This is a genomic window from Nocardiopsis oceani (genome assembly GCF_054777395.1).
In genome coordinates, this window is the sequence record NZ_BAAHAR010000010.1 from 53,512 (window position 1) to 74,829 (window position 21,318).

Genomic DNA, 21,318 nt, shown 5'->3' on the forward strand with positions numbered 1-21,318 from the left:
GGGAGGCGCCCTGACCAGCCGTAAGACGGTGCCCACCTCGCACCTCTTCCCGAGGGGTATCCCGCCCCGCGAGCCACACCAGGAGCCCCAGGAATGCCCAACTTCACGCTTCTTGACGTACAAGAGCAGACCTACAAGCCGCGTGACTCGTGGTGGACGGTATGGCTCGTCGATCCCCTGGCTTCGCGTCTGGTCAAGTTCACGGCGAACCGGACCTCGATCACCCCGAACCAGCTGACACTGGCCGCCCTGCTGCTCGGACTGGTGGCGGCGGTCTGCTTCTTCTTCGGTGACTGGTACTGGCTCCTTGCCGGAGCAGTGCTCTTCCACCTGAGCTTCGTGCTCGACTGCATGGATGGCAAGATCGCCCGCCTCAAGGGCAACGGCTCGGTGTTCGGCAGCTGGCTGGACTACGTCTTCGACCGGATCCGAGTCCTCTTCTGCGCCATCGCCCTGATGGGCGGTCAGTTCATCCAGACCGAGAACCCGGTATTCCTGTGGTTCCTGCTGGGCATCGTCTTCACCGACATGTTCCGCTACCTGAACTCGCCGCAGATGGCGAAGGTGCGCTCCGCAATGCGGCGGCACATGGCCCAGTCGATCCGTGAGGTGGAGGAGCGCAGCGCCGACCAGGACACCAGCGGCGTGCGCCGCGCCGCGGCGCGCTTCGGCTCGGACGAGGGTTTGGGCGACGACGAGGACGCCGTCTCGATCGGCGGCTCCGAGCGGGTGAAGGCCCCCGCTGCCACCGAGGTGCAGGAGGGCACCGAGGCACAGGAAGGCGCGGTCGCGACCCCCACGGGCAAGGCGAAGAAGATCCAGCGAACTGCCCTGCAGCAGGGCTTCGACCGCCGTTTCCCCTGGTACCGGAGAGTCCGTGAGACCCTGCGGGAGAACCGGATCCGGCCGCACCTGTTCAGCGGTATCGAATACCAGATGGGCGTGTTCATCGTGGCGCCCCTGGTGGGCATGGTCTCGATCACGGGAATGCTCGTGACCATCGCGGCGTCCGCCGCGATGATGTTCGCCTTCGAGCTGCTCATCATCTACAAGCTGTGGCTCTCCACCCGGGAGTTCGCCCGGGTGACCGGTGACATCAACAAGGTGATGGCGAGCCTCGAAATCGACGGCGAGCGGCAGCCGACCGCCTGACACCGCGGGGCCGACCGGCCGGCTGAAGGGCGCCGCCCCCGCCGGAGTGGCGGAGCGGCGCCCTAGCGGAGAGGGTCAGGCGGCGCTGTCCGTCCGTTCGGCACGCTCCAGCCTGGGATGGGCCGGGAAGAACCGACCCAGCGCCCAGTGCAGGAGGAACGCGCTGGCGAGGGCGATCATCCAGCCGTAGTCTGCCAGCGGGGCCAGTACCGGGATGATGCCTTCGGTCGGGAAGGGTCCCTCACCCTCGGGGGAGTTGGAGCCGCCCACGGCCAGCAGCGCACCGACCCCGAAGGCGACCATCGCGCGCCAGTTCCACCCCTTCGAGTACCAGTACTCGCTACCGGGCGTGAACAGGGCGGGCAGATTGATGTGCGTACGGCGCAGCAGCCAGTAGTCGGCGAGCAGGATGCCCGCCACCGCGCCGAGCAGGCCGCCGACGGTGCCCAGCCAGATGAAGATGTAGACGTTCTCGTCCTCGATGAGCCTCCACGGGAAGATCAGCACGCCGAGGAAGGACGTCATGATCGCTCCGGTGCGGAAACTGATCCAGCTGGGCTTGAGATTGGCCAGGTCGTAGGCGGGACCGACCAGGTTGGCCGCGATGTTGGTGGAGACCGTGGCCAGCAGCACCACGAAGATGGCGAACAGCAGGCCGATGCCGCTGTCCATCCCGTTGACGACGTCGATCGGGTTCCACAGCGGTGCGCCGTACACGACGGCGGTACCGGCGGTCACCATCACCGCGATCAGCGAGAACAGCGACATCGTCGTGGGCAGGCCCAGAGACTGGCCGACGACCTGTGCGCGCTGTGTGGCGGCGAACCGGGTGAAGTCGCTGATGTTCAGGGTCAGGGTCGCCCAGAAGCCGATCACACCCATCAGGGACGGGAAGAACAGCGCCCAGAAGGACGGGCCCCAGTCGAGACCGCCGCCGAGCCCGTTGTCCAGGGCCAGCATCGGACCGAAGCCGCCGGCTTCGGCCGCCATCCACACGAGCAGGGCGATGCCGCCCACGGCCATGAGCGGAGCGGCCCACACCTGGACCTTGCGCACACCCTCCATGCCCCAGAGGATGATCGCGACCTGGACCAGCCAGAAGACCGCGAAGGACAGCCACAGCGTCCACGGATTTCCACCGAACTCGGCCGCGTTGATCCATCCGTCCCCGATGAGGCGGCCGGCCAGGACGTACACGCCCTGGCCGCCGATCCACGTCTGGATGCCGTACCAGCCGCAGGCGACCGCGCCCCTCAACAGGGCGGGCAGGTTGGCGCCGCGCAGCCCGAAGGAGGCGCGGGCGAACACGGGGTACGGGATGCCGTACTTGGCGCCCGCGTGCCCGGTCAGCACCATAGGCAGCAGGACGATGATGTTGCCCAGGACGATGGTGACCATCGCCTGGCGCCAGTCCATCCCTGCGGCGATCAGCCCGCTGGCGAGAGTCCACGCGGGGATGCTGACCGACATGCTCACCCACAGCGCGGTGAAGCTTCCGGTACCCCAGGTCCGCTTCGACATGGGGACGGGCTGGAGGTCGTCATTGACGAAGGGGTTGTCGGGCAGGGTGGTGCCTTCGGGCATGGACACCCGGCCATCGGGGTGCGTGACCTGTGCGGTCGACTCGGTGGTGGGCGGCTCGGGTTGGGAGGGCACTGTGGACACGGGACACCTGTGTTTCGGAGGAACTGGTGGGAAGCGGTGTGCTTGGGTGCGGCACTGGGCCCGCGCTGGCGGGGGCAAGTCGGGGCCGGTCATGTCCGAAAGCGGGCAGGCCACCGCATATCTTCGCACTTCACCGTGGTCGCGATGACCGGGTGCGCTGCCTCGGCGCCGTAATGACCGGCTCCGTAGTGACCGGCGCAGTGGCGGCCCGTGGGCCGGGTCCGCTCTGGGCGGGACCCGGCCCGGTTGCGGGTGGCCGAGCGTGCTCAGCGCACGGCGGGGATGATGTCGCGCCCGTAGGCGTCGATGACGCCGTCGACGTCGTCGTGCATCGCGTAGACGGCGAACTGGTCCACGCCCGCCTCGCGCAGGCGCGCCAACTTCTCCACGTGGGCCTCCACCGGGCCGACCAGGCAGAACCGGTCCACGATGGTGTCGGGCACGAAGTCGGTGTCCGGGTTGTCGACCCGTCCGTGGTGGCTGTAGTCGTAGCCCTCGCGGGCCTTGACGTAGTCGGTGAGCTCCTGGGGCACCATGCCCGAGTGCTCGCCGTACCGGGAGACCAGGTCGGCGACGTGGTTGCCGACCATCCCCCCGAACCAGCGGCACTGCTCACGTCCGTGGGCCTGCCCCGCCTCAGAGCCGTCGGTGACGTACGCGGGGGCCGCGACGCACACCTTCACCTCGTCGGGGTCGCGCCCGGCGTCCGCCGCGGCCGACCGCACCGCCTTGACCATCCACTCGGTCAGGTAGGGGTCTGCGAGCTGCAGAATGAAACCGTCCGCCTGTCGGCCGGCCAAGTCCAAGGCCTTTGGCCCGTAAGCGCCCATCCACACCGGGAGCGAGCCGTCGCGCACCCACGGCAGGTGCATCGGTGCGCCGTCCACGTCCGCCTCACGGCCCTCCGCGAGGTCCTTGATGGCGGTCATCGCCTTGGACAGCCGGGCCAGGGTGGCGGGCTTGCGGCCCGCCACGCGCATCGCCGAGTCCCCGCGGCCGATCCCGCAGACCGTCCGGTTCCCGTGCATGTCGTTGAGGGTGGCGAACAGCGAGGCCGTCACCTCCCACGTGCGGGTGCCCGGGTTGGTCACCATGGGTCCGACGACCAGGTTCCGCGTCCGGTCGAGGATGCGGCTGTAGATGACGAAGGGCTCCTGCCAGAGCACCACCGAGTCGAAGGTCCACCCGTGGGTGAACCCCTTCTCCTCGGCGCGCACCATCCGCTCCACCAGTGTTCCGGCGGGCGGGTCCGTCTGTAGGACGAGTCCGATGTCCATGTGCCGTCCCCCTCAGACCAGGTACTGGCAGGTGGACCTGGGCACGTAACGGCCGTCTCCGGCCTGGCCCAGGTAGGAACCGCGGTCCACGACCACGCGGCCGCGCGAGAGCACGGTGCGGGCCTGGCCCGTCACCCGCTTGCCCTCGTAGGCGGAGTAGTCCACGTTCATGTGGTGTGTCTCGGCGGAGATGACCTGTTCGGCATCCGGGTCGTAGACCACCAGGTCGGCATCGGCACCCGGCGCGACCGTGCCCTTCTTCGGGTACATCCCGAACATGCGCGCGGGGGTGGCGCAGGCCAGCTCGATCCACCTGCGGCGGCTGATGTGGCCCTCAACCACGGCTTGGTGGAGCAGGTCCATCCGGTTCTCCACGCCGGGCATGCCGTTGGGGATCTTGGAGAAATCGCCCACCCCCAGGTCCTTCTGCCCGGTGAAGCAGAACGGGCAGTGGTCGGTGGAGACCACGGACAGGTCGTTGGTGCGCAGGGCCCGCCACAGGTGGGCCTGGTGCTCCTTGGGGCGCAGGGGGGTGGAGCACACGTACTTCGCGCCCTCGAAGTCCGGTTCGGCGAGGTTGTCCGTAGACAGGAAGAGGTACTGCGGGCAGGTCTCGCCGAACACGTTGAGGCCCTTGTCGCGGGCCCGCGACAGTTCCGCCACGGCCTCGTCCGCGGACACGTGCACGACGTACAGCGGTGAGCCGGCGACCCGGGCCAGCTGGATGGCGCGGTGGGTGGCCTCGGATTCGAGGAGGGTCTTGCGGACCTCGCCGTGGTAGCGCGGGTCCGTCTTCCCCTCGGCCAGGGCCTGCTCGACCAGGACGTCGATGGCGATGCCGTTCTCAGCGTGCATCATCGTGAGTGCGCCGTTGGACGCGCCGCGCTGCATGGCGCGCAGGATCTGGCCGTCGTCGCTGTAGAACACCCCGGGGTAGGCCATGAACAGCTTGAACGAGGTGATGCCCTCGTCGACGAGGACGTCCATCTCCTTGAGCGAGGACTCGTTGACGTCGGACAGGATGGCGTGGAAGGCGTAGTCGATCGCGCAGTTGCCGTCGGCCTTGGCCATCCACTGGTCCACCCCGGAGCGCACGGATTCGCCCGGCCGCTGGATGGCGAAGTCGACGATGGTGGTGGTTCCGCCCCACGCCGCGGCACGGGTGCCGGTCTCGAAGGTGTCCGCTGCGTAGGTGCCGCCGAACGGCATCTCCATGTGGGTGTGGCCGTCGACGCCGCCCGGGATGACGTAGTGGCCGGTGGCGTCGATGGTCTCGGCGTCGCCCCGGGCCCAGGCCTGTGCGGGTTCGCTGCCCCGTAGGGCGAGGGCCGCCACCTTGCCGTCCTCGACGAGGACGTCGGCTTCCAGCTCTTCGGCGGCGGTGACGACGAGGCCACCGCTGATGAGGGTTCGTGTCATGGGCTGTTATCCCTCCACCAGTGGTCCGTAGGCGTCCGGTCGGCGGTCCCGGTAGAAGGCCCACTGCTGGCGGACCTCGTCGATCATGTCGAGGTCCAGGTCGCGCACGACGAGCTCGGCCTTCGTGTCGGAGGCGACGTCGCCGACGAACTGCCCGCGGGGGTCCACGAAGTAGCTGGTGCCGTAGAAGTCGTTGTCGCCGTACTCTTCCTGGCCCACCCGGTTGATCGCCGCGATGTAGTAGGCGTTGGCGACGGCGGAGGCGGGCTGTTCGAGCTTCCACAGGTAGGCGGACAGGCCCCTGTGGGTGGCCGAGGGGTTGTAGACGATCTGGGCGCCGGCGAGGCCGAGCGCGCGCCAGCCCTCGGGGAAGTGGCGGTCGTAGCAGATGTAGACGCCGACCTTCCCGACGGCGGTGTCGAACACCGGCCAGCCGAGGTTTCCGGGACGGAAGTAGTACTTCTCCCAGAAGCCTTTGACCTGCGGGATGTGGTGCTTGCGGTACTTGCCGAGGTAACTTCCGTCGGCGTCGACGACGGCCGCGGTGTTGTAGTAGAAGCCGGGTTTCTCGATCTCGAAGACCGGCAGGACCATCACCGTGTTCAGCTCCTTGGCGAGAGCCTTGAACCGGGTGATGGTGGGGCCGTCGGGAACGGCTTCGGCCCAGCGGTAGTGCTCGGCCTCCTGCACCTGGCAGAAGTAGGGGGCGTTGAAGACCTCTTGGAAGCCGATGACCTTGGCGCCCTGAGCGGCGGCGTCCCGCGCGTATTTCTCGTGGGCGGCCATCATGGATTCGGAGTCCCCGGTCCACTCGCTCTGGACGAGTGCGGCCCGGACGGTGTGCGGCATGGTTCCCTCGCTCCTCTTTGAGAGCCGCCCGGTTCAGGGGCGGCGGAGAACGCTTGGCATCCGCGTTTGGCCTGTTCGCACCGCTGGTGGTGCCGATGGGGCATCCGGTGCGAGCGGGTTGGCGCGTTGTAGAGGACGCACCTTAGGTACGAGGGGAATGGTGGGTCAATGTCCGACATCCCTACGAGGGTGATACGGGCGGGTTAATGACATTCGCATTCGTGCCTCAAGGGGATCAATGTCCATTGTGTGGCGGTATTGATTTAGAGGATTTGACAGGTTTCGCAGCTCTGGGGGGTGAGAATTTCATGCGTCCGCACACATGACGCGGGGCCACCGGCCGGGTGTCATCCGTGGACGGGCCCGTTCAGGTCGATCAGGACGCTGTCGACTCCGTAGGTGGTGACCCCGTACTCCAGGTAGTTCACACGGGCAGAGTTGCTCACGTCGTAGATGATCCGCATGGTGCCCTCCTGGCCGGGGGTGAGCCTGAAGGGCGGTTCGAGCTGGTCCTGTGGGTTGGCCTTGAGCGTCGCGTCGAGGTCCATGGCCGCAAGCTCCGTGTCCGGGTCGGAGTAGAGGGCGGTGTTGCTCCTCGACCAGCGCAGTTCGTCGTCTTCCCCGATGTACTCGATGTGGAGGTCCACACCGACGTACTCGTTCGTGGGCTCGTGCATGGTGTGCTCGTCGCCGATCTGCTCGATCCCGGTCTCCACGTCGAGAACGGTGACGAGCCGTTCGTCGATTTCGAAGCTCTCGCCGAGCCCGGCCACGGGCCCGCTGTCACGGCCCACATCGAAGACGAAGACGGCGACCAGCAGCGCGGCGACCAGGCCGACGGCCCCCACCCCGCCGAGGCTGAGGCCGATGATGAGGCCCGTCTTCGGCTTCTTCGGCGGCTGGGGCGGGAGGTGGTGGTGCCCGGGCGGGCCTTGTGGGAGCGGCGGAGGCCCGTGCTCGTGCCCATGAGGTGGGGACTGGTGGTACATCGCGTTCCCTTTTCGGTTTTCGGCCAGGTCTTACCGGAGGCCCAGGTCGACCGTGACCGTCTCACGGTCCCGGTAGGACAGGTGGCTGAGCTGCTCGGGTTCTTCCACGTCGAAGTACATCCGGACGGTGCCCTCTTCCCCGGGCCCGAGGACGTACTCGTCCCTGCCGCCGCGGTTGGCTTGGTGCGTCGCTTCGCTGTGCGGGCGGGCGGCGATCGAGTCGTCGTCGAAACGGAGTGTGATCTCGTCCCCGGTCCAGTGCCTTTCTATGTTCCCCAGGTTCTCCATGTGGACGTCGAAGCCCACGAACACGTAGTCGGGCAGGATTGGGCCGTGGTCGGTGTCGACCTGCGAGATCCCGATCTCGAAATTGGTGATGGTGAGGCGCCGGTCCCCGTTCTGGAAGGGCTCGTCAAGTCCCGCGACGGGGCCGTCGTCACCCACGTCGAGGATGAGGAAAGCGGCTATGAGCACGGTGACCAACAGGAGGGCCGCGCCGCCGACACCGAGGCCGATGAAGAGGCCCTTCGATGACTTCTTGGGCTGGGCCCGGTGACCCGGTCCGGGTGCTGCGAAGGGATGTGGACCTCCCCGCGGAGGCCCCTGCGGGGGAAACGGCCCGTGTCCGTGGGGTCCCTGCCCGGGGTGCGGTGGGGGGTGGCCTTGCGGGGGGTGCTGCATCGAAGCCCTTTCTGGGGAACGGAAGCGGGCCGCCGGAACACCGGCGGCCCGCTCGAACAAGCATCGTCGACCTGTCGGGTCAGCCGGTCACGTCGATGTCCACCTCGTTGCCCCCGTACATCTCGGCGCTGAGGCCGACGTGGGAGATCTCCGAGGCGTCGGACACGTCGAAGACGACCGACACGTCCTCGGAGTCGCCCGGGCTCACCTGGACGTTCATGCCGTTGATGCCCACGTATTCCAGGGTGGCGAGGTAGTCCTCCGCGATCGCTTCGCCGGAGTTCATGTACAGGTGCTGCTCGTCGAGCCAGAAGGTGATGGGGACGTCGTCCGCCGGCTGGACCTGGATGTCCACTACCGCGTATTCGCCCTGGGGACGGTGCCCCTCCACCTCGGTGATGCCGGTTTCGATACCCGTGACGGTGAAGACCATGCCGCCGTGCTCGACCTGCTCGTTCATTCCGGGCATGTCCGGGTTGGAACGGTCTCCGCTGCCGGAGCCGTCGTCACTCGACGAGGTTTCGGAGCTCGTGCCGCTGTCGCTTTCAGTGTCTCCGACGACGAAGACGAGCACGAGGACCAGCACGAGCCCGATGATGAAGAGTCCGCCACAGCCCAGGCTGACCCACAGCCAGGGGGAGGTCTTCTTCTGGGGCGTCTGCGGTCCGTAGGGGTTGCCGTACGGGTCCCCGGGCGGCGGGCCCATGGGCGGTGGCCCACCCGGGGGCATACCGCCGGGAGGCGGACCGCCTGGGGGCATTCCACCGGGAGGCGGACCACCGGGGGGCATTCCACCGGGAGGCGGACCACCGGGGGGCATACCGCCGGGCGGCGGGCCCATCGGGGGCTGACCGCCGGTGGGAGGCATACCGTGGGGTGGGCCGTCATAGGGGCCCTGCGGAGGAGGCTGATTCATGGCGGTCCTTGGCTTTCTTCCGCGAGTGGAGCTGGTGATGGGAGTGTGTGACCGGGCCGTGTGCCAGGGACGGGTGAACCCGCCGGGCCCGTAGGCGGGGGAGCGCTGAGCCGAAGGGCAAGCCCGGACGGTTCGCGCCGACTGTTCTGACGCCGCCGGACGCGCGGAGGTTCCGTGCCGTGCGACTGCCTACTGTGGGGGCATGGCACGACTGCTCATCGTTCACCACACCGTCTCGCCCGCGACCCAGGAGCTCCTGGACGCGGCGCTCGACGGCGCCCGCACCGACGATATCGAAGGCGTGCGCGTGCAGGTCAAAGCGGCCCTGTCCGCGACTGTCACAGACCTCCTCGAAGCTGACGCGGTGGTGCTGGGTACCCCCGCCAACATCGGCTACATGTCCGGCGCCCTGAAACACTTCTTCGACACCGTGTACTACCCCGCCCAGCCGGACACGGAGGGGATCCCGTACACGTTGTACGTCCACGGCGGCAACGACACCTCCGGGGCGGTCCGTGCGGTCGAGTCCATCACCAAAGGCATGGGATGGCAACGCCACCGGCCCCCGGTGACCGTTACCGGCCGCCCCGACAGCCAGTCCCGCGAGGCCTGCTGGGAACTCGGCGCGGTCACCGCCCTCGCCGCACTCGAACGGGAGGAGAGCCGCGGGTGAGCGCTCCCCGCGGTTGAGCACGACCGGAGCCCGGGGCACTCCCCGCGGACGAGTGTCCCGCACTCCGCGCCGAAGGGCCTACAGACGGTTTCCGGCTTCGGTGAGCACCTTGCGCAGGATGCTCTCGATCTCGTCGAACTGCTCGGGTCCGCAGGTCAGGGGCGGTGACAGCTGGATCACCGGCTCGCCCCGGTCGTCGGCCCGGCAGACCAGGCCGGCCTCGAACAGGGCCGAGGAGATGAAGCCCTTGAGCAGGGTCTTCGACTCCTCCGGAGTGAAGGACTCCTTGGTCTCCTTGTCCCGGACCAGTTCGATGCCGTAGAAGAAGCCGTCGCCTCGGACGTCGCCGACGATGGGCAGGTCGAGCAGCTTCTCCAGGGTGGCACGCAGCACCGGGCCGTTCTCGCGGACGTTGTCGAGGATGCCCTCGCTCTCGAACAGGTCGAGGTTGGCGAGCGCGGCGGCGGCCGCCACCGGGTGCCCGGCGAAGGTGATGCCGTGCAGGAAGGCCGCCCCCTCCTCCTGGAACGGCTCCATGAGCCGGTCGCGGGCGATCATTCCGCCAAGGGGGACGTAACCGCTGGTCGCGCCCTTGGCGAAAGTGATCATGTCCGGTACATAGCCGTACTTGGTCGCGCCGAAGTACTCGCCGATGCGGCCGAACGCACAGATCACCTCGTCGGACACCATCAGGACGCCGTGGCGGTCGCAGATCTCGCGTACGCGCTGGAGGTAGCCGGGCGGTGGCGGGAAGCAGCCGCCGGAGTTCTGGACCGGTTCGACGTAGACGGCGGCGACGGTCTCCGGGCCGTTCTGGAGGATCGCCTCCTCGACCTGGTCCGCGGCCCAGCGGCCGAAGGCCTCCAGGTCGTCGGCGTGCTGCGGCGCTCGGTAGAAGTTGGTGTTGGGAACCTGGACGGTGCTCGGGACCAGGGGCTCGAAGGGGCTCTTGATCGACTGCACGCCGGTGATCGAGAGGGCGCCCATGGTGGTGCCGTGGTAGGCGATGTTGCGGCTGATCACCTTGTGCCGTTCGGGCTGCCCGATCGCCTTGAAGTACTGGCGGGCCAGCTTCCAGGCCGATTCCACCGCCTCGGAGCCGCTGCCGGTGAAGAACACCCGGTTCAGGTCGCCGGGGGCCAGGTCGGCGAGGCGGTCGGCCAGCTCGATCGCCCGGGGGTGCGCGTAGGTCCAGATCGGGAAGTAGGCGAGCTCGCGGGCCTGTTCGGCGATCGCGTCGGCGATCTCCGCGCGCCCGTGCCCCACCTGGGAGACGAAGAGGCCGGCCAGGCCGTCCAGGTAGCGGTTCCCGTGCTCGTCGTAGACGTAGGCGCCCTCACCCCTGGTGATCACCGGGACGTCGGCGTCGTGGTAGGCGGCCATCTCCGTGAAGTGCATCCACAGGTGGTCCTTGGCGGCCTGCTGCAGGTTCTTCAGACGCGGTTCCACTTGATGCCTCCGAGGTCTCTGGGTGGTGCTGGGGCAAGTGTGACGACCGGATCGGCCCTCATCGTCCTCGCGCACTCCTCTCAACAGAAATAGTCGCATCCATGGTTCGTGTGTCAAGTATCCGTCGGTCAATTCAAACTTAACAACGGAATCACTTGAAATCTCTTGAACTCCCGCATCTGGGGTGGCAGTGTTGCAGATCACAGAGCCATCGCGCGCTGTGGCGCGCCCGATCGCAGGGGAGCCAGTAGTGACCCAGGTGCCCGCAACCGATCACCTCCGCAACTTCGTCGACGGCCAGCATGTGGAAGCCGCGGACGGCCGTCGGAGCGAACTGGTCGACCCGGCCACGGGGCGGGTCTTCGCCACCGCCCCGATCTCCGGGCCCGAGGACGTCGACGCCGCCTTCCGGGCGGCACGACGCGCCTTCGACGGCGGCTGGCGGGACTGGACCCCGGCGGAACGGCAGATCGCGCTCAACCGGTTCGCCGACGCAGTGGAGGCCCGAGCGGGCGAACTGGTCGCCGCCGAGGTCCGCAACTGCGGCAAACCGGCGGCACTCACCAAGTCCGAGGAGATCTTCCAGGTCCTCGACGCCCTGCGGTTCTTTGCCGGAGCCACCCGCAACCTGGAGGGCAGGGCCGCCGCGGAGTACATGCGCGACCACACCTCCTGGATCCGCCGCGAGCCCCTAGGCGTCGTCGGCCAGATCACCCCGTGGAACTACCCCATGGCCATGGCGGCATGGAAGATCGGTCCCGCCCTCGCCGCCGGCAACACGATCGTCCTCAAACCCTCGGACACCACCCCGGTCTCCACCCTGCTGCTCGCCGAGATCGCCGCCGAGTTCCTCCCGCCGGGGGTGTTCAACGTGGTCTGCGGCGACCGGGACACCGGCCGCGCGCTCGTGGAGCACCCGATCCCCGCCCTGATCTCCCTCACCGGGTCCACCCGCGCCGGGTACGAGGTCGCCCAAGCCGGGTCCCGCGACCTCAAGCGCCTCCACCTCGAACTCGGCGGCAAGGCGCCCGTCATGGTCTTCGATGACGCCGACATCGAACAGGCCGCCGCGGGGATCGCCGAAGCCGGATACTTCAACGCCGGCCAGGACTGCACCGCCGCCACCCGGATCCTCGCCGGGCCCGGCGTCCACGACGACCTCGCCGCCGCCCTGGCGGAGCAGGCACGCAACACCGTCACCGCGGGTCCGGACAACCCCGACGCCGCCTACGGCCCGGTCAACAACGCGGACCAGCTCGCCCGGGTCTCCGGGTTCCTCGACCGCGCACCCGACCACGCCCAGGTCCTCACCGGCGGCTCGCGCGTGGGCGGGGAAGGCTTCTTCTACGCGCCGACGGTCGTCTCCGGCCTGCGCCAAGGCGACGAGCTGGTCACCGACGAGATCTTCGGGCCCGTCCTCACCGTCCAGCGCTTCACCGACGAGGAGACCGCCGTGGCCTGGGCCAACTCGGTCGAGTACGGGCTCGCCTCCAGCGTGTGGACCAAGGACCACGCCCGCGCGCTGCGCGTCTCGCGCCGACTGGACTTCGGCTGCGTGTGGATCAACACCCACATCCCCATCACCGCCGAAATGCCCCACGGCGGCTTCAAGCACTCCGGCTACGGCAAGGACCTGTCCCTGTACTCGTTCGAGGAGTACACGCGGATCAAGCACGTCATGAGTTACTTCGGCACCTGAGCGGAGTCCCCAATGGCCACCACCACGAGCAGACGTACCGAGGAGGCCCCAGTGGCACCGCCGGAACAGGGGTCGGCCATCAGCCTTGAGCGGGTGGTCAAGGCCTACCGGTCCGGGTCGGAGACGGTCCGCGCGGTCGGCGGGGTCGACCTGGAGATCACCCGAGGCGAGTTCTTCTCGCTCCTGGGCCCTTCCGGGTGCGGCAAGACCACCACGATGCGGATGATCGCCGGGTTCGAGGAGCCTACCGAGGGCACCGTGTGCCTGTCCGGCAAGGACGTCAACGGGGTCCCGGCCAACCAGCGCGATGTCAACATGGTGTTCCAGAGCTACGCGCTCTTCCCCCACATGAGCGTAGCGGCCAACGTCGCCTTCGGCCTGGAACGCAAGCGGGTCCCCAAACAGGAGGTGCGGCGCCGGGTCGACGCGATGCTCGAACTCGTCGAGCTGGGCCCCAGGGCCAAGCACCGCCCCGCCCAGCTCTCCGGTGGCCAGCAGCAGCGGGTCGCCCTGGCCCGCGCCCTGGTCAACCAGCCGGGAGCCCTCCTGCTCGACGAGCCCCTGGGCGCCTTGGACCTCAAACTCCGCCAGTCCATGCAGGTCGAGCTGAAGCGCATCCAGCGCGAGGTCGGCATCACCTTCGTCTACGTCACCCACGACCAAGGCGAGGCCCTGACCATGTCGGACCGGGTCGCGGTGATGAACCACGGGCTGGTGGAGCAGCTCGGCACCCCCGCCGAGATCTACGAACGGCCCGCCACCCGTTTCGTCGCGGACTTCATCGGCACCAGCAATCTGCTCACCGGAACAGTGGTGCACGGGACCGACCCCTCCGGCCACCGCCGTGTGGACCTCGGGAGCGGCCTGACCGCCCTCGTCGCCGAACTCCCCAGCGGGATCACCGAGGGCTCCGAGGCCCACCTGACCGTGCGTCCGGAGAAAGTTCGGATCGACACCGAACGGCCCGGAACCGAGGGGGGAGGAAGCGGCACCGACCTCTGCGTCCTGCCCGGCACCGTCACCGAAACCGTCTACATGGGTGCGGCCACCCACTACCAAGTGGCTCTCCAGGGCGGCGCGGAGATCACCGTCTACCAGCAGAACTCCGCGGACTCGGCCCTGGTCGCCCAACGGGGTGAGGCCGTCTGGCTGTCCTGGTCGCCACGCCACTCCTACGCACTGCCCACCTGATGCCCTGACCACCGCCCGCCGCCCAGAACCGGGGGATGACGATATGAACCACACCTCGCGCGCGCACCCGAACCCCGCACTCCTGCGCGGACTCGCCCGAGCCAGGCGAACCGGGGCCAGGCGTCCCGGCCGCCTCGCCCCGCGCCCGGCAGCGGGCCTTCCCACACCCGCCGGGCTCACCCGCCGCCGCACCCTCCAGGTCGGCGGAGCCGCGGCGGCGGCGCTCGCGCTCTCCGCCTGCGGCGTGGGCGGAACACAGCGGGAGGCCGACGCGGATTTCTGGGCGGACAAGGAGCAGACCGGTTCGGTGCGCTTCGGCAACTGGCCCCTGTACATGGACCCCGACCGCGGCCCGCTTCGGCAGTTCACCGAGGAGACCGGTATCGAGGTCGACTACAAGGAGGACGTGCAGGAGGCGGCGTCGTTCTTCGGCCAGGTCCAGCCGCGTCTGGCCAACGACGACGACACCGGATACGACCTGTTCGTCGTGCCCAACGGCTTCGAGCTGTCCCGGCTGATCGAACTCGGCTACCTGGTGGAGCTCGACCACGCCAGGCTGCCCAACTTCGAGCAGTACGCGGGCCAGTACTACAAGGAGACCGACTTCGACCCGGGCAACGTCTACACGGTGCCCTACCAGTCGGGCATGACCGGGATCGCCTACAACCCCGAGTTCATCGACCGGGAGATCACCAGCATCGAGGACCTCTTCGACCCCGAGTTCGAGGGCCGGGTCGGGATGTTCGCGGACCCGCAGGAGATCGCCAACTTCGGACTGCTCGCCACCGGCGTCAACCCGGCTGACTCCAATGAGGCCGACTGGGAGGCCGCGGCCCAGCGCCTGACGGAGCAGCGCGACGCGGGCCTGGTGCGCGCCTACTACGACCAGGACTTCGTCCAGCCCCTCACCAACGGCGACCTGTGGATCACGATGGCCTGGTCCGGGGACATCTACCAGCAGAATGCCGAGGAGGGCACCAACCTCAGGTTCGTCATGCCCGAAGAGGGCGCCACCCTCTGGACGGACAACATGATGATCCCGTTCAACTCGCAGGCGCCGGTCGACGCGATCGAGCTGATGGACTTCCTCTACAACCCGGAGGTCGCCGCCGGGCTCACCGAGTACATCGCCTACATCCCGCCCGTCCCGGACGTTCAGCAGGTGCTGGAGGACTGGTCCGGTGAGGAGGACGACGGGGAGCGCGCCCAGGCCCTGGCGGAGATGGCCGAGAGCCAGCTGGTCTTCCCCGACGACGCCGACTTCGATCGGCTGCACAACTTCGTCACGCTGGAGACCGACGAGCAGGACGCCTTCTCCACCATCTTCCAGGCCGTCACACAGAGCTGACCATGAACCGCAAGCTCACGCCCTACGTCCTGGTGCTTCCCGCGTGGACCTGGCTGGCCCTGTTCTTCGTGGTGCCCCTCGGCGGGATGCTGTCGCTGTCGCTGACCACCGGCAACGTGGTCACCGGGTTCCAGCAGACCTTCGAGGTGGGCAACTACGCCGCGGCCCTCGGGGACTACTGGGAGCACATCGCCCGCTCCCTGTTCTACGGCGCCTGCGCCACACTCGTGTGCATCGCCGTGGGCTACCCGATGGCCTACTGGATCGCCTTCCACGGGGGAGCCTACAAGTCCACCTACCTGCTGCTGGTCCTGCTGCCGTTCTTCGTGTCGTTCGTGCTGCGGACCATCTCCTGGCGGTTCCTCCTCGCCGACAACGGCGTGGTCCTGGGCCCGCTCAAGTCCATCGGGCTCGTCCCGGAGAACCTCGCCCTGCTCAACTCCGCGCCGGCGGTGATCCTCGGGCTGGCGTACAACTTCCTGCCGTTCATGGTGCTGCCGCTCTACGCGGTACTCGAACGGATGGACCCGAGGATGGTCGAGGCCGCACACGACCTCTATGCCAGCCGCACGCAGGCCTTCACCAAGGTCATCCTGCCGGTGTCGCTGCCGGGCCTGTTCGCCGGCGTCCTGATGACGTTCATCCCCACCAGTGCCGACTACGTCAACGCGTCGGTCCTGGGCGGGGCGCAGAACACCATGGTCGGCAACGTCATCCAGTCCCAGTACCTGATCAACAACAACTACCCGATCGCGGCGTCGATCACCTTCGTCCTCATGGGCCTGCTGCTCGTCGGCATCTTCAGCTACGCGCGGGCCCTGGGCACGGAACGGGTCATGGAGGTGCACACCTGATGAGCGCCCGACTCGACACCGAACCGCCCCAGGCCCCCTCCGGTCCCGAGGGGACCACCCGGTCCGCACGCGCGCGCCCCCGCCGCCGCGTCGACTGGGGCCGCCTGTACACGTGGGCCGTGCTGGCCTGGCTGTTCCTGCCGATCATGTTCATGATCGCGTTCAGCTTCAACAACCCGGCCGGGCGGCACAACATCACCTGGCAGGGCTTCACCCTGCGCTGGTACGAGAACGCCTTCGCCTACCCGGACCTGAACAGCGCGGTGCTGAACTCGGTATCCATCGCGCTGCTGACGATGTTCATCGCGGGCGGCCTGGGGACACTGCTCGGGCTCGCCCTCGGCCGGTTCCGGTTCCGGGGCAAGCAGCTCACCAACCTGGTGATGTTCTCCGCGATCAGCGCCCCGGAAGTGGTCCTGGGCGCGGCCCTGCTCTCCATGTTCCTGATGATGAACGTGACCACCGGCTACTGGACGACCGTGATCGCGCACGTGATGTTCAGCGTGTCGTTCGTGGCGATCACCGTTCGGGCGCGCGTCATCACCCTGGACCCCTCCCTGGAGGAGGCGGCCAGAGACCTCGGCGCCGGCCCCTTCACCACGTTCCGCCTGGTCACCCTGCCGATGCTGTTTCCGGCCATCATGGCGGGAGGGCTACTGGCCTTCGCCCTGTCGATCGACGACTACATCATCACGACGTTCGTGAGCGGCGACGTGACCACCTTCCCGCTGTGGATCTGGGGATCCACCCGGGTCGGCATCCCGCCACAGGTCAACGTGATGGGCACACTGTTGTTCGGGATCGGACTCGTCATGGCGGTGGTCAACATCGTGATGACCCACCGCCGTAGGTGACACCGTCGGAACCGGTTCCCGACACCGCCGAAGTACCGAAGTACGCGACAGAGACGAGTGATAGCCGATGGCCGACAGCACGCGAGCCGAAGCCGTGCGGGTCGAAGCGGCGCGGGCCCTGGACGGTGCCCGCCCGAGGGTCTTCTGGCTGGACCCCGACGTTCCCGGACAGGACGTCCCCGAACCCGCGCCGCACCTGGTCGGAGAGGTGCACGCCGACCTGGTCGTCGTCGGTGCGGGGTACAGCGGACTGTGGACGGCGCTCACCGCCAAGGAGCGTGACCCCGACCGCGACGTCGTCGTGGTGGAGGCCCGCACCACCGGCTGGGCGGCCTCGGGCCGCAACGGCGGGTTCTGCGCGGCCAGCCTCACCCACGGCTACGACAACGGTGCCGAACGCTGGCCGGAGGAGATCGAGGAGATCGAACGGCAGGGCCGGGCCAACCTCGACGCCATCGAGGAAGCCGTGCGCCGGTACGGGATCGACTGCGAGTTCGAGCGCACCGGGGAGATCCTGGTGGCCACCGAGCCCTGGCAGGCCGAGTGGTTCGACGAGGCTGCGGCAGCCATGCGGGAGAAGGGCCACACGGCACACGTGTGGGACGCTGACGAGGTCCGGCGCAACATCGACTCGCCCACCTACAAGGGCGGTTTCTACGAGCCCGACGGCGTCGCCATGGTCCACCCCGCCAAGCTCGCCTGGGGGCTGCGCGAGGCGTGCCTCGGCCTGGGAGTGCGCTTCTTCGAGAACACGCCCGTGCGCGAGATCGACGCCGTGCCCGACGGACTGCGCTTGGGAACCCGGTCCGGGGCGCTGCACGCCCCCAAGGTGGCCTGGGGCGGGGGCGCGTTCCCCGGACCGCTGCGCCGCCTCAAGCACTACCTGGCCCCCGTGTACGACTACGCGCTCATGACCGAGCCGCTCACCGACGAGCAGATGGCGTCGATCGGTTGGCAAGGACGCCAGGGTGTCTCCGACTCGGCCAACTTCTTCCACTACTACCGGCTCACCGCGGACAACCGGATCCTGTGGGGCGGCTACGACATCGTCCACCACTACGGCGGCAAGGTGCGGCCCGAGTACGACCAGCGGCCGGAGACCTTCCAGAAGCTCGCCGAGCATTTCCTGGAGACGTTCCCGCAGCTGAGCGGGGTCCGATTCGGCCACACCTGGGGCGGGGTCATCGATACTTGCAGCCGGTTCTCGGGCTTCTTCGGCCAGGCCTACGACGGTCGGCTGGCGTACGCGGCCGGGTACACCGGCCTGGGCGTGGGCGCCACCCGGTTCGGCGCGCAGGTCATGCTGGACCGGCTGGACGGGCTGGACACCGAGCGCACGCGGCTGCGGATGGTCCGGGAGAAGCCCCTCCCGTTCCCGCCGGAGCCGGCCCGCTCCCTCGGTATCGAGCTCACCCTGCGGGCCACGGCCGCCGCCGACCGGAACGGGGGCCGCCGCAACCTGTGGCTGCGCGGCCTGGACGCGGTCGGTATGGGTTTCGACAGCTGATCCAGTCACTCGGGCACACCCGGCGGGAAACCGTCCGCTTCCGGCAAGGATCGGTAAGTCTGTGTCAAGGGTTGCTATGTGGGGTGATGCGGGCGGCGTGGCGTGCACACCCACGGCCGTGCCGGGGCGAGGATGGGCACCGGGCCGCGGGGGAGTTCCGTAAGGTGACCGCTCCTCCCGCGGGCCCGCCCCACCTCGCCGAACCCACCGCGTGGCCGCCCACTGGCCCAAGATCCCAGGCCGCGCGGTGCTTTTCACGAGAACGGCGCCCGTACTCCGCGTGCGGGCGCCGTTTCCGTGAAGGTCAGTAACCCCGCCAGGCCTGGCGGTCCTGGTGGTAGCCGATGATCCGCGGGTGGAGCATCGTGGACGCCTGGACGTCCTCCTCCTGACGGTCGATCGGGAAGACCAGGGCTGCCTCGAGCAGGGCGTCGTCCAGGAAGCGCAGCTCGGGTGCGTCGTCGGGCAGGGCGAGGTCCGGGGCCTCATCACGCGTGGTTCCGAGGTAGAAGCCCCAGTTGCCGAAGGTCGGGACGTCCACGTTGTACGGGGTGACCGCGACCCCGGCCTCCTCGAGCGAGTGGCGGACGCCCCAGAAGGCGTCCGGCGCGAAGAACGGCGACCCGGCCTGCACCACCATCTTCCCGTGGTCCTCCAAGGCCTGGGCCAGGAGCGCGTAGAACTCCACCGTGTACAGCTTCGACGTACCCACGTCAGTGCCGTCGGGCAGGTCCGCGATGATCACGTCGAAGTCCTCTTGGGTGTCCCGCAACCACTGGAACGCGTCGGTGTTGACCACCTCCGCGCGCGGGTCCTGGAAGGAGTCGTCGTTGAGCTCGCTGATCACCGGATCCGAGGCGGACAGTTCGACCACGGCCGGGTCCAGGTCGACCACCGTCACGGAGGCCACGTCGTCGTAGCGCAGGATCTCCCGCAGGGCCAAGCCGTCGCCGCCGCCCAGCACGAGGACGTCTTCGCGCGGGCCGTCCATCGCCGGATGGATGAGCGCTTCGTGGTACCGGTACTCGTCCAGGGTGGAGAACTGCAGGTCGCCGTTGAGGAACATGCGCACGTCCCGGCCGTCCAGGGACTGGGTGACCACGATCTCCTGGTACTCGGTGCGGTCCGCGTGCACGATCGGGTCCCGGTACATGGCCTGCCGGGCGTCCACCTCGAACTGGTCGGAGTAGTAGAAGGCCAGCCCCAGCACACCGACGATGAACGCCAGGCCGACGCTCAGCCCCAGGTAGGCCATCTTGGTGAGGTCCGTGCGGAACAGCCACAGCACCACCGCCACGCCGATGACGGCGTTCAGCACACCCACCATCAGCGCTCCCTTGGGCAGCCCCAGAAGCGGCAGGAGCAGGAACGGGAACGCGAGGCCGCCGATCAGACCGCCCACGTAGTCGGCGGCGAACAGGTCCGCGACCGCCTCGGAGGCCTCCTGCTTTCGGATGCGCTGGATCAGCGTCATCAGCAGCGGGATCTCGATGCCGATCAGGGTGCCGATGATGAAGGCCAGCAGTACCAGGGTGGGCTGGTAGGCGGAGGCGGACAGCCAGGCGAAGGACCCGTACAACAGGAGGACCGACAGGCCGCCGATCAGCGAGAGCAGGCCCTCCACCACGGCGAACGACAGTGCCGGGGTGGACTGGAACCGCTTCGAGAGCAGGGACCCGACCCCCATGGCGAACACCATCACCGACAGGACCACGGAGGCCTGGGTGATGGTGTCGCCGAGCAGGTAGCTGCCGATCGCCACGAGCGCCAGCTCGTACACCAGGCCGCAGGCGGCGCAGATGAACACCGCCAGCAGCACGAAGAACCGGGCCGCGCGCGGCGGTACCGGGAAGCGGGGCCGCGCGCGGGCCGTGGTCTCGGTCAAGGTACTGCTCTCTCGGGGAAGCGGACGCGGTGTCCGGGGATGCTGGGCCGCTCAGGGCGGACGGCCAGGCGCCTAGGAGATGGCGGCGGCCACGACCAAGGCGATGGAGACGTGCGCGGTCGCGTTGACCCACGTCGCCGGGTGCCACTCGGCGCCGCTGATCATGTGGCTGACCTTGCCGGGCGTGATGAGGTCGATCAGGAGGAAGGACAGGGCCATGACGACCAGCCCGATCAGGCCGAATATCGTGGCGGACATCAGGCCGTACAGAAGACCCAGCTCGGAATAGCTCGCCAGGATGGCGGAGACGACCACGATCGCCGCGCCCAAGGTGTTCGCGGAGACCAGCAGGATCGCGTTCCGGTTGCGGTCCTCCCAGATGAGCTTGTGCAGTTTCCCGGGGGTGAGCAGGTCGGTGATCAGGTAGCCGAGCAGCATGATGACCGTGCCGACCACGCCGTAGCCGAGCGCGTAGAGGGAACTCTCGAGGATCTCGTACATGGCCTTGTCCGTGTAGGGGAAATCGGGGTGCCGGGGGTGGGACGTGCGGATATGTCCCGCCCCCGACACGGCAGACTACTTGCCGAAACCCGATCCGCCGCCACGGCTGTCGCTTCCGCTGCCGCCGCTGTTGGAGTTGTTGCCCCCGCCGCCGAAGCCGCCGAAGAAGAAGAAACCACCGCCGCCGCGGCCCTCGTCGCAGTCGTCTGTGGGCTCTGCTGAGGGGCCGCTGGCGCTCGTCGAGCCCGAACCGGAGGTGGAACTGTCGCTCGGCTCGCAGTCGGCGCTGTTGCTTCCGCCCGCGCATGCCGACAGCAGCAGGAGCAGCGCGGTGGCTCCGCCCACCGCGGCGAGCTTGTGTCGTGGGACCGTTGCTGCTCGGATCTGGGTCTTGGCCATGTCGGCCTCC

At 68.4% G+C, this 21,318-nt stretch carries 19 protein-coding genes; 8 read left to right on the forward strand and 11 right to left on the reverse strand.

The features are described 5' to 3' along the window. Positions 1-93: 93 nt before the first annotated feature. The gene (locus ACYVDG_RS07530) at positions 94-1,152 is read left to right on the forward strand and encodes a CDP-alcohol phosphatidyltransferase family protein (protein ID WP_460747677.1); all 1,059 of its coding nucleotides are present in this window, start codon (positions 94-96) and stop codon (positions 1,150-1,152) included. A gap of 75 nt (positions 1,153-1,227) precedes the next feature. Here the strand turns inward: ACYVDG_RS07530 and ACYVDG_RS07535 are convergent, their stop codons facing one another. The 7 genes from ACYVDG_RS07535 to ACYVDG_RS07565 form a co-directional block, all read right to left on the reverse strand. Continuing rightward, complete coding sequence (locus tag ACYVDG_RS07535; RefSeq protein ID WP_460747756.1) at positions 1,228-2,736, reverse strand: NCS1 family nucleobase:cation symporter-1; 1,509 nt, start codon at positions 2,734-2,736, stop codon at positions 1,228-1,230. Between the two features lie 347 nt (positions 2,737-3,083). Next, complete coding sequence (locus ACYVDG_RS07540; RefSeq protein ID WP_460747678.1) at positions 3,084-4,094, reverse strand: TIGR03842 family LLM class F420-dependent oxidoreductase; 1,011 nt, start codon at positions 4,092-4,094, stop codon at positions 3,084-3,086. A 12-nt stretch (positions 4,095-4,106) separates the two neighbouring features. Further along, positions 4,107-5,513, reverse strand: a complete 1,407-nt coding sequence (hydA, locus tag ACYVDG_RS07545) for a dihydropyrimidinase (RefSeq protein ID WP_460747679.1) — start codon at positions 5,511-5,513, stop codon at positions 4,107-4,109. A gap of 6 nt (positions 5,514-5,519) precedes the next feature. Continuing rightward, on the reverse strand, positions 5,520-6,362 hold the full coding sequence (locus tag ACYVDG_RS07550; protein WP_460747680.1) for a nitrilase-related carbon-nitrogen hydrolase: 843 nt from the start codon (positions 6,360-6,362) through the stop codon (positions 5,520-5,522). A gap of 347 nt (positions 6,363-6,709) precedes the next feature. Continuing rightward, positions 6,710-7,351, reverse strand: coding sequence for a DUF4352 domain-containing protein (locus ACYVDG_RS07555; protein ID WP_460747681.1), 642 nt, complete (start codon positions 7,349-7,351; stop codon positions 6,710-6,712). A gap of 30 nt (positions 7,352-7,381) precedes the next feature. Further along, positions 7,382-7,825 (reverse strand): hypothetical protein, encoded by a 444-nt coding sequence (locus ACYVDG_RS07560; RefSeq protein WP_460747682.1) that lies wholly within the window; start codon positions 7,823-7,825, stop codon positions 7,382-7,384. Between the two features lie 286 nt (positions 7,826-8,111). Next, positions 8,112-8,738, reverse strand: a complete 627-nt coding sequence (locus ACYVDG_RS07565; RefSeq protein WP_460747683.1) for a DUF4352 domain-containing protein — start codon at positions 8,736-8,738, stop codon at positions 8,112-8,114. A gap of 412 nt (positions 8,739-9,150) precedes the next feature. Here ACYVDG_RS07565 and ACYVDG_RS07570 point away from each other — a divergent pair, with 412 nt between their 5' ends. After that, a complete protein-coding gene (locus ACYVDG_RS07570) occupies positions 9,151-9,621 on the forward strand; it encodes a flavodoxin family protein (RefSeq protein WP_460747684.1) in 471 nt (156 codons plus the stop codon). A 78-nt stretch (positions 9,622-9,699) separates the two neighbouring features. Here ACYVDG_RS07570 and ACYVDG_RS07575 read toward each other — a convergent pair whose 3' ends face one another. After that, positions 9,700-11,070, reverse strand: a complete 1,371-nt coding sequence (locus ACYVDG_RS07575; protein WP_460747685.1) for an aspartate aminotransferase family protein — start codon at positions 11,068-11,070, stop codon at positions 9,700-9,702. Between the two features lie 250 nt (positions 11,071-11,320). Between ACYVDG_RS07575 and ACYVDG_RS07580 the strand changes: the two genes are divergently transcribed. The 6 genes from ACYVDG_RS07580 to ACYVDG_RS07605 all read left to right on the forward strand — a co-directional run bounded on the left by ACYVDG_RS07580 (position 11,321) and on the right by ACYVDG_RS07605 (position 18,523). Continuing rightward, positions 11,321-12,769 (forward strand): gamma-aminobutyraldehyde dehydrogenase, encoded by a 1,449-nt coding sequence (locus ACYVDG_RS07580; RefSeq protein ID WP_460747686.1) that lies wholly within the window; start codon positions 11,321-11,323, stop codon positions 12,767-12,769. A 12-nt stretch (positions 12,770-12,781) separates the two neighbouring features. Next, positions 12,782-13,960 carry an ABC transporter ATP-binding protein gene (locus ACYVDG_RS07585; protein WP_460747687.1) on the forward strand — a complete coding sequence of 393 codons (1,179 nt, stop codon included), beginning with the start codon at positions 12,782-12,784 and terminating at the stop codon, positions 13,958-13,960. Between the two features lie 43 nt (positions 13,961-14,003). Next, positions 14,004-15,308, forward strand: a complete 1,305-nt coding sequence (locus ACYVDG_RS07590) for an ABC transporter substrate-binding protein (protein WP_460747689.1) — start codon at positions 14,004-14,006, stop codon at positions 15,306-15,308. Positions 15,309-15,310: 2 nt separating this feature from the next. Further along, positions 15,311-16,162, forward strand: coding sequence for an ABC transporter permease (locus ACYVDG_RS07595; RefSeq protein WP_460747690.1), 852 nt, complete (start codon positions 15,311-15,313; stop codon positions 16,160-16,162). After that, entirely contained in the window at positions 16,162-17,016 is an 855-nt protein-coding gene (locus tag ACYVDG_RS07600; RefSeq protein ID WP_460747691.1) for an ABC transporter permease, read from the forward strand. The genes ACYVDG_RS07595 and ACYVDG_RS07600 overlap by 1 nt, the downstream gene beginning before the upstream one ends. A gap of 67 nt (positions 17,017-17,083) precedes the next feature. Then, a complete protein-coding gene (locus ACYVDG_RS07605; protein ID WP_460747692.1) occupies positions 17,084-18,523 on the forward strand; it encodes an NAD(P)/FAD-dependent oxidoreductase in 1,440 nt (479 codons plus the stop codon). 304 nt (positions 18,524-18,827) lie between these two features. Here the strand turns inward: ACYVDG_RS07605 and ACYVDG_RS07610 are convergent, their stop codons facing one another. The 3 genes from ACYVDG_RS07610 to ACYVDG_RS07620 all read right to left on the reverse strand — a co-directional run bounded on the left by ACYVDG_RS07610 (position 18,828) and on the right by ACYVDG_RS07620 (position 21,308). Then, on the reverse strand, positions 18,828-20,408 hold the full coding sequence (locus ACYVDG_RS07610; RefSeq protein ID WP_460747694.1) for a polyamine aminopropyltransferase: 1,581 nt from the start codon (positions 20,406-20,408) through the stop codon (positions 18,828-18,830). A 72-nt stretch (positions 20,409-20,480) separates the two neighbouring features. After that, on the reverse strand, positions 20,481-20,909 hold the full coding sequence (locus ACYVDG_RS07615; RefSeq protein WP_460747695.1) for a DUF350 domain-containing protein: 429 nt from the start codon (positions 20,907-20,909) through the stop codon (positions 20,481-20,483). A gap of 75 nt (positions 20,910-20,984) precedes the next feature. Then, complete coding sequence (locus ACYVDG_RS07620; RefSeq protein ID WP_460747696.1) at positions 20,985-21,308, reverse strand: hypothetical protein; 324 nt, start codon at positions 21,306-21,308, stop codon at positions 20,985-20,987. Positions 21,309-21,318: the final 10 nt, after the last annotated feature.

What these genes read in the sequence shown, in the direction of transcription:
- ACYVDG_RS07530 (WP_460747677.1), top strand. Translation starts at nt 94, where the DNA reads ATGCCCAACTTCACGCTTCTTGACGTACAAGAGCAGACCTACAAGCCG.
- ACYVDG_RS07535 (WP_460747756.1), bottom strand. Translation starts at nt 2,736, where the DNA reads ATGCCCGAAGGCACCACCCTGCCCGACAACCCCTTCGTCAATGACGAC.
- ACYVDG_RS07540 (WP_460747678.1), bottom strand. Translation starts at nt 4,094, where the DNA reads ATGGACATCGGACTCGTCCTACAGACGGACCCGCCCGCCGGAACACTG.
- hydA (WP_460747679.1), bottom strand. Translation starts at nt 5,513, where the DNA reads ATGACACGAACCCTCATCAGCGGTGGCCTCGTCGTCACCGCCGCCGAA.
- ACYVDG_RS07550 (WP_460747680.1), bottom strand. Translation starts at nt 6,362, where the DNA reads ATGCCGCACACCGTCCGGGCCGCACTCGTCCAGAGCGAGTGGACCGGG.
- ACYVDG_RS07555 (WP_460747681.1), bottom strand. Translation starts at nt 7,351, where the DNA reads ATGTACCACCAGTCCCCACCTCATGGGCACGAGCACGGGCCTCCGCCG.
- ACYVDG_RS07565 (WP_460747683.1), bottom strand. Translation starts at nt 8,738, where the DNA reads ATGGGCCCGCCGCCCGGGGACCCGTACGGCAACCCCTACGGACCGCAG.
- ACYVDG_RS07570 (WP_460747684.1), top strand. Translation starts at nt 9,151, where the DNA reads ATGGCACGACTGCTCATCGTTCACCACACCGTCTCGCCCGCGACCCAG.
- ACYVDG_RS07585 (WP_460747687.1), top strand. Translation starts at nt 12,782, where the DNA reads ATGGCCACCACCACGAGCAGACGTACCGAGGAGGCCCCAGTGGCACCG.
- ACYVDG_RS07590 (WP_460747689.1), top strand. Translation starts at nt 14,004, where the DNA reads ATGAACCACACCTCGCGCGCGCACCCGAACCCCGCACTCCTGCGCGGA.
- ACYVDG_RS07595 (WP_460747690.1), top strand. Translation starts at nt 15,311, where the DNA reads ATGAACCGCAAGCTCACGCCCTACGTCCTGGTGCTTCCCGCGTGGACC.
- ACYVDG_RS07600 (WP_460747691.1), top strand. Translation starts at nt 16,162, where the DNA reads ATGAGCGCCCGACTCGACACCGAACCGCCCCAGGCCCCCTCCGGTCCC.
- ACYVDG_RS07605 (WP_460747692.1), top strand. Translation starts at nt 17,084, where the DNA reads ATGGCCGACAGCACGCGAGCCGAAGCCGTGCGGGTCGAAGCGGCGCGG.
- ACYVDG_RS07615 (WP_460747695.1), bottom strand. Translation starts at nt 20,909, where the DNA reads ATGTACGAGATCCTCGAGAGTTCCCTCTACGCGCTCGGCTACGGCGTG.
- ACYVDG_RS07620 (WP_460747696.1), bottom strand. Translation starts at nt 21,308, where the DNA reads ATGGCCAAGACCCAGATCCGAGCAGCAACGGTCCCACGACACAAGCTC.